The organism is Paraburkholderia sp. SUR17 (assembly GCF_029536165.1).
In the GTDB taxonomy this organism is placed as follows: domain Bacteria; phylum Pseudomonadota; class Gammaproteobacteria; order Burkholderiales; family Burkholderiaceae; genus Paraburkholderia; species Paraburkholderia kururiensis.
The window spans coordinates 2,193,749-2,206,902 of sequence record NZ_CP120508.1 but is presented as its reverse complement, the minus strand read 5'-3'; the positions used below and the strand labels follow the sequence as shown (position 1 = coordinate 2,206,902).

The window sequence follows — 13,154 nt, the reverse complement described above, 5'->3', positions numbered from 1 at the left end:
GATTGTCCTCGTAGGCCATTGTTGTTGTGCGCGCGTTGTGTGCAACGCTGCTGTTCGATGTGTGCTGCTTGCTGCGTGATCTGTGAAGCGCTGAAGCATTGCGGCGTGCGATGTTGCCGGGCAGCGCGATCGCCAGGACTCTCGCTCGCCTTGATCGCGTGCCGTGCGGGTTGTCGCTCTAGTCGCTCTGGTCGCTCTAGTCGGTCTGGTCGGTCTGGTCGGTCCGCGCGGCGACATAGGCGTCGACGGACGCCGCATTCACGCGGCGCCGTCACGCACGTTCAGCTCATTGCTTGTGCAGAATGCCGCCGAGCGCCGAGAGGCCGCCCGTCGTGGAGCCCGTGCCCGCACTCGAGCCCGCCGCTGTCCCGAGCGTGCCCGTCACCTGACTCACGATTGCCGTGAGCGGCGCGAGCAACTGAGCGCTGCCGCCCGTGCCGCCTGCGCTACCCACGCTACCCACGCCACCCAGGGCGCCCGTAACCGCGGAAAGCGGGTTCGAAGCGCCGCTCGTCCCGCTGCCGAGCGTCGACGTGAGCCCCGCGAGCGGACTGGCTGCGCCCCTGCCCGTGAGCGACGAGGTCAGCGTGGAAAGCGGATTCGATCCCGCCACGGAACCGAGCGGCGCGAGCGGCGTGCCGGTGAGCAGCGACGTCGCCGAGCCGAGCGGGTTCGTGCCGAGCCCGAGGCTTGCGAGCAGGTTCGAGAGCGGCGTGAGCGGGTTGTAGCCGCCGGCGGGCGGACCATTTGCGACCCCCACGTTGGAGCTGCCCACGAGGCTCGTGATGAGGCCCGGAATGGGCGCCGCACCGTTCGGTCCGTTCGGGTTCACGAGACCGCCCGCATTGGTCACCGTGTTGCCGAGCGAGCCCACGAGGCTGCCCACGTCCGCGCCGAGCGGATTCTGGGTCGTGCCGCCCACCGTCGAGCCCGCTTGCTTCAACGCGCCGCCCACCTGCGCGAGCGCGCCCGAGAGCGGGGCACCGAGGCCCGTCGTCACGCCAGCCGTCTGCGTTACATCGCTTACCGTCTGCAAGAGCGGCGTGATCGCCGTGCTCACGGGCTGCGTGATCTGCTGGACCGGCGCCGAGCCCAGGGCATTGCCGAGCGTCGCGCCTCCCGCGTTGACCGCGTTCGCCGTGTTGGCGAGCAGGCCCGCGACGGGCGTCGTGACCGGCGAGAGCGGGGCGAGGTTGCCCGTGCCCACGCCACCCACGGCCGTGGAAAGTCCCTGCACGACGCCGCTCGTTGTGCTGACAACCGAGCCGAGTCCCGCGACCGTGGTGCCCACCGGATTGGCCGTCGACCCCGTCTGGCCGATGCCGTTGCTCACCGCATCGGAGAGCGCACCCACCACGCCGCCCGTGCTCGATACCGCGTTGCCCAGACCCTGCGTGACCTGTGGGCTCACGCCCGGAATCGTCGTGGAAGCGATCGTGCTGCCCAGGTCGCCCGCCGTCTTCGCGACGGTGGTCAGCGCGCCGGATGTGCCGGTTGACGCCGCGGTCGTCTGGCCGCCGCTGCCGGACCCGCTGGTGCCGCCGCTCGAAGCCGCGGCCGGCGGCGCGTTGACGCTGCTGCCGCCGCAGGCCGCCACGAGGCAGGCCACGGCAAGCGTGATGGCAGGCACGCGCAGCGATGCGACGACCGCCCGTGCGTGGCCCGACGTGAAGGTTGAGTGGTGGGTCATGGTTGCTCCTCAGTCTCTCTCGGTTTCTTTGGGATGCGGGTGGTCTGCCTCGCGTGATGCCCGTGCCCTCACGCGTCTTTTCTTGCCGTCATTCATCGATGTCGTTTCGCGTCGTCGCTTCGCGTCGTCGTTTCACGTCGTCGCTTCACATCATCATTTCGCGCCGTCATTTCTTCGCGATGCCGCCGAGCAGTCCGCCCACGAGCGACGTCACGCCCGAAAGCGGGTTCGACGCGCTGTTGGTGCCGCCGCTCGACGAGGTCAGCGAAATGCCCGGCGTGCCGGACGTGGCCGCCGGTGCCGCGCCCGACGTAGCGCTCGTTGCCGCGCCGGCAAGCGTCGAAACGATGCCGGTGACCGGGGCGAGCGGATTGCTGCTGCCTGTGCCGCCCGCGGCGCCTGTCAATGCGCCGGTGAGCGTGCCGAGCAGTCCCGTGACGGGAGCGAGCGGGTTGCCGCTGCCCGTGCCGCCGGCCGCGCCGCTCAGCGTCCCGGTGACCGTGCTCACGAGGCCGGTCACAGGCGCGAGCGGACTGCTCGCGCCACCGGCCGCGCCGCTGAGCGCGCCCGTCACCGACGAGAGCACGCCCGTGAGCGGCGCGAGTGGTCCGCTGCCGGTGCCGCCCGTCAATCCACCCGTGGCGCCGCTGAGCCCACCCAGGCCGCCAAGTGCCGTGGTGAGCGGCGCAAGCGGATTGCCACCCGTGCCGCCGGTCACGAGACCGCCCACCGACGCCACGGTCTTGCCGGTGTCGGAGACGACGTTGCCGAGGCTCGCTGCCACCGGATTGCCGCCCGCCGACGACGCGACGAGCGCGCCGCCTTTCTCCAGTCCGCCGCCGAGCGTGCCGAGCAGGCCGGCCACGGGCGCCCCGAGGCCCGTCGTCGTGCCAACGGTCTGCGTGGTCGCGGCCACCATCGACGTGATTGGCGTGATGGCGGTGCTGACCTGTTGCGTGATCTGCTGCACGGGGCCCGTGGAGAGGGCGTTGGTGAGCGTGGCGCCGCCGTTCGTCACGGCGCCGCCGAGCGTATCGATTGCGCCGCCGAGCGGCGACGTCACGGCGCCGAGTGGCGCCAGCGGTCCGCTGCCGAGGCTCGTGACGAGATTGCCGGCGCTCGTTACCGCGCCGCCCACGTTGCTCACGGCGCCGCCGACGCTCGCGAGCGTGGTGCCCACGGAATTGCCGCCCGTGCCGAGCTGGCCGAGTCCCTGCGTGACGCCGTTGCCGAGCGTGGAAACCGCCGCGCCCACGTTCTGCACGATGCCGCCTGCGGCCTGGGTGGTCTGCGTGCTTACGCCGGGCAGCGTTTGCGAGCCGATCACGCTGCCGATGCTCGATACCGTCGACCCCACGTCGCTCACGACGTTGCCGGCATTGCCCACCACCTGGCCCGCTGCATTGGCGGTGGGCGTGGTGCCGTTGTTATTGTTGTTGTTATTGTTGTTATCGCCGCCCCCCGGCTTTTGCGTTCCCCCCGAGCCCGTGCCTCCCGTAGAAATCGCTCCGTTGCTGCCGCTCCCCGCGCCGCCCCCGGTGCCCGAACTCAACGTTCCCGAGCCGCCGCAAGCAGCCAGAGAAAGAACGACGACTACAGTGGCCGCAATCGTCGTTGTACGCAGTCCGGTCTCTATTGTTTGAATCTGCATTTCGCCCTCGCATGAGCATGTTGTTGGAAGTCTTGCGCGAAGACTCTCTGCAACAGCTATGCCATTTCAGTCGCGAACGCGGCGCCTGATTCGCCACGCAAGACGCAGAGCGAGAACCCGCGCGGCTTTGCGGCTATTGGCGTGATGTCGTGTATCGATCCGATGGGGGTGAAGAAGCGGCGAATTAATGCGTTTTCAATGGCCGCGTAACGTAACGAGCCCGATCCCCCGTTACGCGTGCATGCGTAACGGGGGTTACACGACGCTTGAAACGTGCGTTCAACGGTGAATTAGTGAAACGCGTCTAACGTATGGTTAGCCCTACCTGTTTCGCATCTGATCTGCCGCTACGCTTCTCTGGCGCTTGAACCGCCGCCTCGACGGTGGGCCGGAAAAAAGAAGTCGCAGGGAAGGGCGAGGCAACAAGCAGACAATAATCAGACCACGGCCAGACCACGGCCAGACAAGACCGCAGCAAAGCGGCACGAAAGCCTTACCTCAAACATTAGGGAAAGGTCGCTGGGAAAAACCGAAAAAAGTCGGAAAAAATTCGGTGGGAAATTGCTTCTTGCCGATTGATCGGTTATAACGCCTGGGAATACGGAGTTTGACGAGGGAGGTGCATTATCGGACCGGATATCCTATCCTCTGTGCGCGGCTGATTTCAGCTGCTAATGTAGCGACGCGCTCCTAGAAGAAGAATCGGCAAACCCGGCTGCAAAGAACAGCCGTGAATGGCCGTCATATGCGCGCGCGTACGAATTTCAATTCGCATACAAAGATCAAACGCAGTTTCGAGGGCTAAAATGAAAAAGTTCGCCGGGCGTTTCCTGAGAGATAACAGGGGTGTAACCGCACTTGAATACGGGCTGATTGCGGGGTTGATTGCATTGCTGATCGTGGGCGGGGTCACGACGATCGGCACAAACCTTAAAACGGTTTTCGATAACATCGCGTCGTCGATCAATACGGCGAAGGGCACCTGACGCGTAGCCGTCAACGATCCTGATTGAAAGCAGCAGCGCAATTCGCGCGGGCCGTCTATTGGCTCGTGCGAAGGGTGCTGTCTGCCGGATCCGACATGAACCCGCTCGTCAGCAGCCTCGTGTTCGCCGCGTGGGCCGCGGTCGTCGCCGTGTGCGACTGCCGCAGCCGGCGTGTGCCGAATGTCCTCGTCGCAGCCGGCCTGATCGCCGCGCTGACGTTCGCGCTCGTCCACGGTAGTCCCTTCGGCATGACGCCTGTGCGCGCGCTGGCAGGCGCCGCGGTGGGGCTCGTGGCGCTGATGCCGTTCTTTGCGCTCGGCGTGATGGGCGCCGCCGACGTCAAGGTCTTCGCCGTGCTGGGCGCCTGGTGCGGGGTCGATGCGCTGCTGGGCCTGTGGGTGGCGGCGAGTCTCGCGGCCGGCGTGCATGCCGTCGTGCTGCTTTTTACGACGCGAGTCGCGATGCGCGGAAGCACGGCTTCATCGGGGTCACACGCGGGGCCACAGGCGGGGCCGCAAGCATCGTCGGACTTTGTTCCGCGCACGCCGCGCGGAACGCCTTACGCCGCGTGTCTCACGGTGCCTGCCATCGCATGGCTTGTGCTGCGCGCGTTGCACCTGTCGGCGGGAGTGGCCGGATGAACGCGCTGCGGCGTACGCGCTCCATCAAACTGCGCTCGACGCGGACCGCCCACTTTCCTGTTCGTTCCACCGAGGCGAGTTCAGACAGCAGCACGCCGCGTCGCGCGCCCCTCGGCACGCGCACACACACGCGTCTGCGCGAGCGAGGCAGCACCGCCGTCGAATTCGCGCTGCTGTTTCCCGTGTTCTTCGCCATCGCGTATGCGGTTGTCTCGTACAGCCTCGTGTTCGTCGCGCAGCAGAGCCTCACGCTTGCCTCCGAGGAAGGCGCGCGCGCCGCGTTGCGCTACCAGAAGGCCACCGATATGACCGCGGCGCTCGCGGCCCGCACGAGTGCCGCTTGTCTTGCCGCCACCAACGCCGCGAGCTGGCTCGGCAGCAGCGCCTTGACCTGTTCCCCGCAGGCGCAGAACTGCAGCTACGACAGCACCATGACCTGCGTTCAGGTTCAGCTCTCGTACGACTACAAGAACCATCCGCTCGTCCCCAGCCTGCCGCTCGTCGATTTCAAGATACCGGACGCCATCGTCACGCAGTCCACCGTGCAGCTCAATCCGGAGAACATCCTGTGAGGAACGCCATGCCTGCCATGAACGACCGCTCCCAGAGGAGGCGCGCATGGCCAACCTGACCCGTATCACCGCAGGCGTGCTGCTCGTGCTCGCGCTGCTGCTCGCCGGGTTCGCCTGGATGCTGGCGCGTCGTCCTGCTACGCCGCCGCAGACGGCGGCTGTGGCGCATGCGACGTTCCCGGTCGTGGTCGCCACGCAGACGCTCGTCGCCGGCAAGCCGGTTTCCGCCGAGGCGCTGCGCGTGCAGATGCTGCCCATTCATCCGGGCGGCGCGTTCAGCGACCCCACGCTCGTCGCCGGCCGCGTGCCCACCGCGGACATCGCCCCGGATGCTCCGGTGCTCGAAACGCAGCTCTCTTCGGGCATGGCCGACAGCATCGCGCCCGGCCAGCGCGCGGTGGCCGTGCGCGTGGACGAATCGAACGCGGTGGGCAACCGGGTGCGCGCCGGCAACGTGGTGGACGTGTTTTTCACGTTGAAGCGCGACGGCGGCATGGGTGCGGGCGGCGAGATCGGCCGTACACAGGCGCGCCTCCTGATGTCGAAGGTGCGCGTGCTCGCGTTCGGCAATCCGGCGCAGAACGCGGGGGGCAGTAACACCAGCTTCGGCGCGGACCCGAATGGCGTTGCACGCACCGCGGTGCTCGCGGTGCCCGTGGCCGACGTCGACAAGCTCACGCTCGCCGAAAGCGCGGGCCGGCTCGTGCTCGCGCTGCGTAATCCGAAGGACGACGAGGTGGCGGACCCGTCCGCGTTCGCGCCTTATGCGGGCGTGGTGAAGACGGTGTCGCGCGAGCCGTTGCAAGGCTCCACGCAGGCCGCCGCGGGCGTCGCGCTCGACGAACTCGCGGGCGGCGCCGGTTCCGGCAGCCGCGCGCCTGCCGCGCCGCGCCCGGCGCCGGTGCTGACAGCCGCCGCACGCGGCGCGGCGGCTACGGGCAGCGGGCGCGGCAGCAGCATCGAAGTCGTTCGGGGAGGGCACGCCGAAACGGTGGCGTGGTAGCAGCGGCATCAGGCAGGGGAGGCAGACAGAAGCCCCGTGGGACGCCTTCGAAGATGAAAAGGGCGCCGGTTGAGCAACAGGGAGCGGATGCGGACGCGCACGTCCACACATCCACGACAACATGACAAAACGCATCGTTAAAGTTGCAATGGCACTCTGCCTCGCGGGCATGGCGCTCGCCACGCAGGCGAACGACGCACGCGCGGCGCCGGCCTCGGGCCTCGCCGCCGCGAGCACGCAGCACCAGACCCTCGATCTCACCGTAGGCGCGCAACAGACGCTCGCAGCCGGTCACGCGCTCACGCGCGTGGCGGTGGGCGATCCATCGGTGGCCGACGTGCTGATCGTGAAGGGTGCGGGCGGCGGCGTGCTGCTCGTCGGCAAGGCTGCGGGCACGACGAGCGTGATGCTCTGGGAGCGCAACCGCGAGGCGCCCGTCACCTACACCGTGAACGTCACGACGAACGCGGCACGCGCGCTGCTTTCGGACGACACGCCGAGCGTCAAGGTGCTGGGCGGCACGGCGCTCATCGGCGGCTCGACACCCACGCTCGAGAAGCACCAGCGCGCCGTGGTGGCGGCCAACGGCTCCATCGGCAAAGACGGCACGGTGTTCGACACGTCGACCATCGCCACGCGCGCCGTCGTGCAGGTGGACGTGCGCGTGGTCGAATTCAGCCGCCAGGTGTTGAAGCAGGTGGGCTTCAACTTCTTCCGCCAGAACAACGGCTTCTCGTTCGGCACGTTTTCGCCGACTTCTTCGACAGCCGTTTCCAACAACCAGCTCTCTGTATTGCAGACGCCGATTTCGTCCGCGTTCAACCTCGTGTTCCAGTCGGCCTCGCACGGCATCTTCTCGGACCTGAGCCTCATGGAGAGCAACAACCTCGCGCGCATCCTCGCCGAGCCCACGCTCGTCGCGCTCTCGGGCCAGAGCGCGAACTTCCTCGCGGGCGGCGAGATTCCGGTGCCGGTGCCGCAGGCGCTCGGCACCACGTCGATCGAATACAAGCCCTATGGCGTGGGCCTCACGCTCACGCCGACCGTGCTTTCGCCGCAGCGCATCGCGCTCAAGGTCGCGCCCGAAGCGAGCCAACTCGATTTCGTGCACGCCGTCACGATCAACGGCATCGCGGTGCCGGCCATCACGACGCGGCGCGCCGACACCACCGTGGAACTGGGCGACGGCGAGAGCTTCGTGATTGGCGGGCTGATCGACCGCGAGACCGCGTCGAACGTGGACAAGGTGCCGGTGCTCGGCGACCTGCCCGTGATCGGCGCGTTCTTCAAGCAGCTCAACTATCAGCAGAACGACAAGGAACTGGTGATCATCGTGACGCCGCATCTCGTTTCGCCGCTCGCAAAAGGCGCGGCCTTGCCCGCGACGCCGGGCGAGCAGGCCGAACAGCGCGATGGTCCCGTGTGGCGCTCATTCATTGGCGGCGCGTTGTCGCGCGATGCCGCGCCGGGGTTCTCGCGATGAACGCCCCGGTACGACGACGGCTCACGACTCAATGGTCATGGTCATGGTCGACACCATGGCCCCAGCAACCGATCACGCCGCGCACGACAACCCGGCCGCAGGGAGAAGTCCAACATGAACGCGAGAACGCAGGCTTTGACTGAGCGCGCCGTCGCCGACTATTTCGTGTTCGCATCGCTGGCCGGCGCGCACGTGGAATGGCTGGCCGGCACGCTCGTGGCAGTAGGCGCCGTGGACGCGGTCACGCTCGACCCGACGCTCCTCACGCAGCGCATCGCGGCGCTCAACCCGTCGCTCGTGTTCGTCGATTTTTCGGGCGGCCACGTGGCCGCGGCCAGTGCCGCCGTGGCCGCCGCGCGCGCCGCGTATCCCGGCTTGCAGATCGTCGCGGTGGGCTCGCTTGCCGAACCCGAAAGCGCGCTCGCCGCGCTGCGCGCCGGCGTGCGCGATTTCGTCGATCTGGCCGCGCCGGCCGACGACGCGCGTCGAATCGCGCGCCAAGTGCTCGACAACCTCGTGGAGCCCGTGAGTCGCCACGGCCGGCTCGCGGTGCTGCTCGGCGCGCGCATCGGCATGGGCGTGAGCACGCTCGCCGCGAACCTCGCCGTCACGCTGGCACGACGCGACGCGGCGCTCGGCCGCCAGGCGGCGCTGCTCGATCTCGGCCTGCCCGCGGGCGACGGCACCTTGCTGCTCAATACGCGCAGCGAATTCCATTTCGTCGAGGCCGTGCGCAACGTGCGCCGCTTCGATCAGACCTTCGTGCACACGGCGCTGTCGCGCCATACGAGCGGCCTTGCGCTCACCACGCTGCCGCCGAACCTCGCGGAGATGCGCGAGGTTTCGTACGCGTCGTCGCTCGCGTTGCTCGCGCGGCTGCGCGCGTTTTTCGACCAGCAGATCGTGGATCTGGGCGGCTTCACCAACAGCGAGTTCATCGCGCAGGTCGTGCAGGCCGCCGACGAAACCTGGCTTGTGTGCGACCAGGGCGTGGCGTCGATCGTCTCGGCGGTGGGCGTGCTCGATGCGTTGCGCGCCGAGGACGTGGATACGAGCGGCGTGCGGCTCGTCGTGAACCGCTTCGAGCCGCAACTCGATCTCACCGCCGCGCAGATCGCAGAGCGTCTCGACGTGGAGCTGCTTGCCGTGCTGCCCGAGCGGCGCGTGGCGCTCGGGCAGGCGGCGAACCGCGGCCAGCTGCTGGCCGACGCGGCGCCGCGCGACCCGTACGTGCGCGCGCTCGAACCGCTGATCGAACGGCTGGGCGGGCCTGCTGCGAGCGCGGGGCTGCCGGCCCGCGCCACGCGCGCATACCCGGCGCTCGCGGCGCTGCGGCGTCTTCTTCCAACCTCAACGAAGCGGTCATAGACGATGGCAAAAGACATCGAGTTCGCCGACGACACGCCGATGTTCGCGCAGAGCCAGCAGTTCCAGGACATCAAGAACGCGGCGCACGAACATCTGCTCACGCGTATCGAAGAGCTGGGCGCGGAGTTCGGCCGCTGGTCGCGCAATGCGATCGGCCAGTTCGTGGATCTGGAGATGGACAGCTTTGTGAGGCTGCGCCGCATTCCGATCAACGAGGCCGAGGTGCGCCAGATTGCCGAAGCGCTCACCAAGGAGCTGGCGGGCTTCGGGCCGATCGAAGACCTGCTCAACGACCCGGCCGTGGAAGACATCCTCGTGAACGGCTACAGCGACGTGTACGTGTCGCGCCACGGCATGCTCACGAAGATTCCGGTGCGCTTCGCCGACAACGCGCATCTTTTGCGCATCGTGCGGCGCATTCTCGCGCCCATCGGGCGGCGTCTGGACGAATCGAACCCGATGGTGGATGCGCGCCTGCCCGACGGCGGGCGCATCAACGTGGTGATCGAACCGCTTTCCATCGACGGCCCCGTCGTCTCCATCCGCAAGTTCCGCAAAGACCCGCTGCGCCCCGACGACCTGCTCGGCAACGGCACCTACAACGCCGAGATCGGCGCGCTGCTCGAAGCCGCGGTGGCGGCGCGCTGCAACGTGCTCGTGTCGGGCGGCACGAGTTCGGGCAAGACGTCGCTGCTCAACGCGCTCGCGTTCCACATTCCCGAGCCGGAGCGCGTGGTGACGATTGAAGACACGGCCGAGCTGTCGCTCAACCATCCCCACGTGGTGCGGCTGGAAAGCCGGCCCGGCGGTTTCGACGGCACGGGCGTGGTCTCGATTCGCGACCTGCTGCGCAACACGCTGCGCATGCGGCCGGACCGCATCATCGTGGGCGAAGTGCGCGGCGGCGAAGTGCTGGAGATGCTCCAGGCCATGAACACGGGCCACGACGGATCGATGGGCACCGTGCACGCCAGTTCGCCGCGCGAGTGCCTGTACCGCCTCGAAATGCTGGCGGGTTTCGCGGGCTTCCAGGGCACCGAGTCGAGCCTGCGCCGCCAGATCGCGAATGCCATCGACTTCATCGTGCAGATCGGGCGGCTTTCCAATGGACGCCGCCGCATTCTCTCGGTGACGGAGGTCACCGGGCTCGCGGACAACATCATCGCGACGCAGGAGCTTTATCGCTACGAGCCGCTCACGACGCCCGAGGGCGAAGAGGTGGACCAGTGGACGTCGCTCGGCATCCATCCGCATTCGCCGAAACTCGCGCGCTTCCGCCAGACGCTGGGGGCGGGTGGTGGGTACGGTGGCAACTATGGTGGCCACTACGGCGGTGAGCCTGGCGGCTTCGGTAGCGACTTCGGCGGCGGGGCGGGTGGCGGCTTTGGCGGAGGGTTCGGCGGGGGACGCGGCGGAGGCTCGCGTGGCTAGCGCCGTCGCGCTATTGATCGCGGCCTTCGCGTTGCTCTGCGCGGCGGCTGCGCTGTTGCTTTGGCGCAGCGGCGCGCAGCGCAGCGACCGCGCGGCGGCCGCGCGTTTCGTGGAAAGCCGTGTGGCGTCGGCGGCGCAGGGGGCGGCGCTTGCCGGGCAGGGGGTGCACGCCGCACAGGCTGGGCTCGCGGCACAGGCGGCTCCCTACTCGGCCCATGCCGCCCATGCAAACCAGGCGACCCGCCTGGCGCCGAGATCTATGGCGGCAGCCCAGACGCTCATGAGCGCAACCCCTGGCCGCGGCGCGCCGCTCGTCGCGCACGTCCAGTACTGGAAGGCGCGTGTCATCACCATGATCGACAACACGTTGCGCCGCGCCGGCATCGGCAATGCGCGCATGCCGTTGCTCTGCGTGTCGCTCGGCACGCTGGCGCTCGCGATATGGGCGTTTGCGCGCGGCGGCGTGTGGGGCGTGCTGGCCACGCTCGCATTCGTTTCGGCCGGGCTCGGCTTCGTCGTGTCGCGGCGGGCGTACCGGCGGCGCGAAAAAATCGTGCGGCAGCTGCCGTCGTTTCTGGATGGCATCGTGCGGCTCATCGTGCTCGGCAACAGCGTGCCGGCCGCGTTCCAGGCTGCGCTGCAAACCACCGAGGCACCGCTGCGCGAGTGCCTCGACCACGTCTCGCGCCTCTTGCGCAGCGGCGTGGAGATAGACCGCGCGCTCTATCACGTGGCCGGCGTGTACGGCACGCGCGAACTGGAACTGGTGGGCGCCGTGCTGCGCCTCTCGGTCAAATACGGCGGACGCGCGGACGTCATGCTCGATCGCATGGCGACCTTCATGCGCGACCTCGAACAGGCGGGCCGCGAGCTTGCCGCGATGTCGGCGGAGACGCGGCTTTCGGCCTGCGTGCTGGCGCTGCTGCCGCTGGCCATCGGCAGCTTTCTCGTGCTCACGAACCCGAAGTACTTCGGCACGATGTGGTACGACGAGGCGGGGCGGCGGCTCGTGTTCGTCGCGTTCGGGCTGCAGGCCTTCGGCGCGTGGATGCTGTACCGGCTCACGCGCCTGCGGAGCGGCACATGAGGAGCGGCACATGAGCGCCGGGTCGCTGTTCACCGCCGCGCTGGTGCTGGGCGCGCTTGGCTGCGCGCTGCTCGCGGCGCATGCGCTGGTGCGGCTCGCGGGCACGAGGCGCAGCGCGCGCACGCTCGCAATGGCGCTCGAGGCGCGGGCCGCGGCTGCGGCGATGGCGTCTTCTTCTGTTGCTGCCCAGGCGGCGGCGCGTATGGGCGTAGCTGGCACGGTGGGTACCGCGGCGAGTTCGGCTGCAGGTGCCAGTCCGGGCGCAGCGGCGCGCGCAAGCGCCGCTGCAGCCGCGGGCGTGAACGGCATGGCGGGCATGACAGGTTCTGCCGCGCAGGCCGCAAGTCGAACGGCGGGCGGCGCCGGCAAACGCCCACAGCCGCGCGGCCTCGCTGCATGGGTGGACCGCATGGCCGACGCGGGCGTGCGCTGGCTCGATACGCCGTTCGGCCGCCAGGCCGTGGCCGACGAAGAGCGGCGTCTGCTCGAACAATGCGGCTTCGTGGACGCCCGCTCGCGCGGGCTTTTCCTGATGGCGCGCCTGGCGTCGGCGATTGCAGTTGCGACGTTCGCCGTCTGGTTCATGCACGGCGGCGTGGCCGCGTTCGACTGGATGGGCAGCGGCGTGATGCGGCTCTTCGTGCCGGCGGCGGGGCTCGTGCTCGGCTTCATGGTGCCGAAGGTCTACGTGCAGCGGCGTGCAGCCGGGCGCCGGCGCGCCGTGGTGGACGAACTGCCCATGCTGGTCGATCTGTTGCGCCTGCTGCAGGGCGTGGGCCTTTCACTCGACCAGAGCCTCCAGGTGCTCGTCAACGAATTTCGCGGCGTGCTGCCGGTGCTCGCGGGCGAACTCGAAATCGCGCAGCGTCAGTTCACGGCGGGCCGCACGCGCGAGCAGTCGCTGCAGCGGCTCGCATCGAGCTACGACAACGAGGACCTGCGCGCCGTCGTGCGGCTTCTGATCCAGGTGGACCGGCACGGCGGCGCCGTGCAGGAACCGCTCCGGCAGTTCGGCGACCGCCTGCGCGAAGTGCGACGCGCGATGCTGCGCGAGCGCATCGGCCGGCTCACCGTGAAGATGACCGCGGTGATGATCCTCACCCTGCTGCCCGCGCTGCTGATCGTCACCGCAGGGCCGGGTGTGCTCTCCGTCACGCACTCGCTGGCGTCAGTGCACCCGCACCGGTAGCACTGCGCACGAGGGCACGGGGATCGCACATGGAAATGAACGGGAAGGAACAA

General features: G+C 68.6%; 11 protein-coding genes. 9 read left to right on the top strand and 2 right to left on the bottom strand.

The annotated features are described in order from the left end of the window. Positions 1-286: 286 nt before the first annotated feature. Both P2869_RS09745 and P2869_RS09740 read right to left on the bottom strand, forming a co-directional pair. Entirely contained in the window at positions 287-1,690 is a 1,404-nt protein-coding gene (locus P2869_RS09745; RefSeq protein ID WP_277596329.1) for a collagen-like triple helix repeat-containing protein, read from the bottom strand. Positions 1,691-1,856: 166 nt separating this feature from the next. Continuing rightward, positions 1,857-3,341 carry a collagen-like triple helix repeat-containing protein gene (locus tag P2869_RS09740; RefSeq protein ID WP_277596328.1) on the bottom strand — a complete coding sequence of 495 codons (1,485 nt, stop codon included), beginning with the start codon at positions 3,339-3,341 and terminating at the stop codon, positions 1,857-1,859. An 806-nt stretch (positions 3,342-4,147) separates the two neighbouring features. Between P2869_RS09740 and P2869_RS09735 the strand changes: the two genes are divergently transcribed. The 9 genes from P2869_RS09735 to P2869_RS09695 all read left to right on the top strand — a co-directional run bounded on the left by P2869_RS09735 (position 4,148) and on the right by P2869_RS09695 (position 13,101). After that, entirely contained in the window at positions 4,148-4,327 is a 180-nt protein-coding gene (locus tag P2869_RS09735) for a Flp family type IVb pilin (protein WP_126876265.1), read from the top strand. Positions 4,328-4,422: 95 nt separating this feature from the next. Then, positions 4,423-4,968 carry a prepilin peptidase gene (locus P2869_RS09730; RefSeq protein ID WP_277596327.1) on the top strand — a complete coding sequence of 182 codons (546 nt, stop codon included), beginning with the start codon at positions 4,423-4,425 and terminating at the stop codon, positions 4,966-4,968. Further along, positions 4,965-5,540, top strand: a complete 576-nt coding sequence (locus P2869_RS09725) for a TadE family protein (protein WP_233411217.1) — start codon at positions 4,965-4,967, stop codon at positions 5,538-5,540. The genes P2869_RS09730 and P2869_RS09725 overlap by 4 nt, the downstream gene beginning before the upstream one ends. A gap of 46 nt (positions 5,541-5,586) precedes the next feature. Further along, positions 5,587-6,543, top strand: a complete 957-nt coding sequence (gene cpaB, locus P2869_RS09720; RefSeq protein ID WP_277596326.1) for a Flp pilus assembly protein CpaB — start codon at positions 5,587-5,589, stop codon at positions 6,541-6,543. Between the two features lie 121 nt (positions 6,544-6,664). Further along, positions 6,665-8,026 carry a type II and III secretion system protein family protein gene (locus tag P2869_RS09715; protein ID WP_277596325.1) on the top strand — a complete coding sequence of 454 codons (1,362 nt, stop codon included), beginning with the start codon at positions 6,665-6,667 and terminating at the stop codon, positions 8,024-8,026. A gap of 114 nt (positions 8,027-8,140) precedes the next feature. Next, positions 8,141-9,394, top strand: a complete 1,254-nt coding sequence (locus tag P2869_RS09710) for a fimbrial protein (RefSeq protein WP_277596324.1) — start codon at positions 8,141-8,143, stop codon at positions 9,392-9,394. A 3-nt stretch (positions 9,395-9,397) separates the two neighbouring features. Beyond that, on the top strand, positions 9,398-10,825 hold the full coding sequence (locus P2869_RS09705) for a CpaF family protein (RefSeq protein WP_277596323.1): 1,428 nt from the start codon (positions 9,398-9,400) through the stop codon (positions 10,823-10,825). Then, positions 10,770-11,912: a type II secretion system F family protein gene (locus tag P2869_RS09700; protein ID WP_277596322.1), complete on the top strand. Its 1,143-nt coding sequence runs from the start codon at positions 10,770-10,772 to the stop codon at positions 11,910-11,912. Before P2869_RS09705 ends, P2869_RS09700 begins: the two co-directional genes overlap by 56 nt. A gap of 10 nt (positions 11,913-11,922) precedes the next feature. Further along, positions 11,923-13,101, top strand: a complete 1,179-nt coding sequence (locus tag P2869_RS09695) for a type II secretion system F family protein (RefSeq protein WP_277596321.1) — start codon at positions 11,923-11,925, stop codon at positions 13,099-13,101. Positions 13,102-13,154: the final 53 nt, after the last annotated feature.

What these genes read in the sequence shown, in the direction of transcription:
- P2869_RS09740 (WP_277596328.1), bottom strand. Translation starts at nt 3,341, where the DNA reads ATGCAGATTCAAACAATAGAGACCGGACTGCGTACAACGACGATTGCG.
- P2869_RS09705 (WP_277596323.1), top strand. Translation starts at nt 9,398, where the DNA reads ATGGCAAAAGACATCGAGTTCGCCGACGACACGCCGATGTTCGCGCAG.
- P2869_RS09715 (WP_277596325.1), top strand. Translation starts at nt 6,665, where the DNA reads ATGACAAAACGCATCGTTAAAGTTGCAATGGCACTCTGCCTCGCGGGC.
- P2869_RS09730 (WP_277596327.1), top strand. Translation starts at nt 4,423, where the DNA reads ATGAACCCGCTCGTCAGCAGCCTCGTGTTCGCCGCGTGGGCCGCGGTC.
- P2869_RS09745 (WP_277596329.1), bottom strand. Translation starts at nt 1,690, where the DNA reads ATGACCCACCACTCAACCTTCACGTCGGGCCACGCACGGGCGGTCGTC.
- P2869_RS09725 (WP_233411217.1), top strand. Translation starts at nt 4,965, where the DNA reads ATGAACGCGCTGCGGCGTACGCGCTCCATCAAACTGCGCTCGACGCGG.
- P2869_RS09710 (WP_277596324.1), top strand. Translation starts at nt 8,141, where the DNA reads ATGAACGCGAGAACGCAGGCTTTGACTGAGCGCGCCGTCGCCGACTAT.
- P2869_RS09695 (WP_277596321.1), top strand. Translation starts at nt 11,923, where the DNA reads ATGAGCGCCGGGTCGCTGTTCACCGCCGCGCTGGTGCTGGGCGCGCTT.
- cpaB (WP_277596326.1), top strand. Translation starts at nt 5,587, where the DNA reads ATGGCCAACCTGACCCGTATCACCGCAGGCGTGCTGCTCGTGCTCGCG.
- P2869_RS09735 (WP_126876265.1), top strand. Translation starts at nt 4,148, where the DNA reads ATGAAAAAGTTCGCCGGGCGTTTCCTGAGAGATAACAGGGGTGTAACC.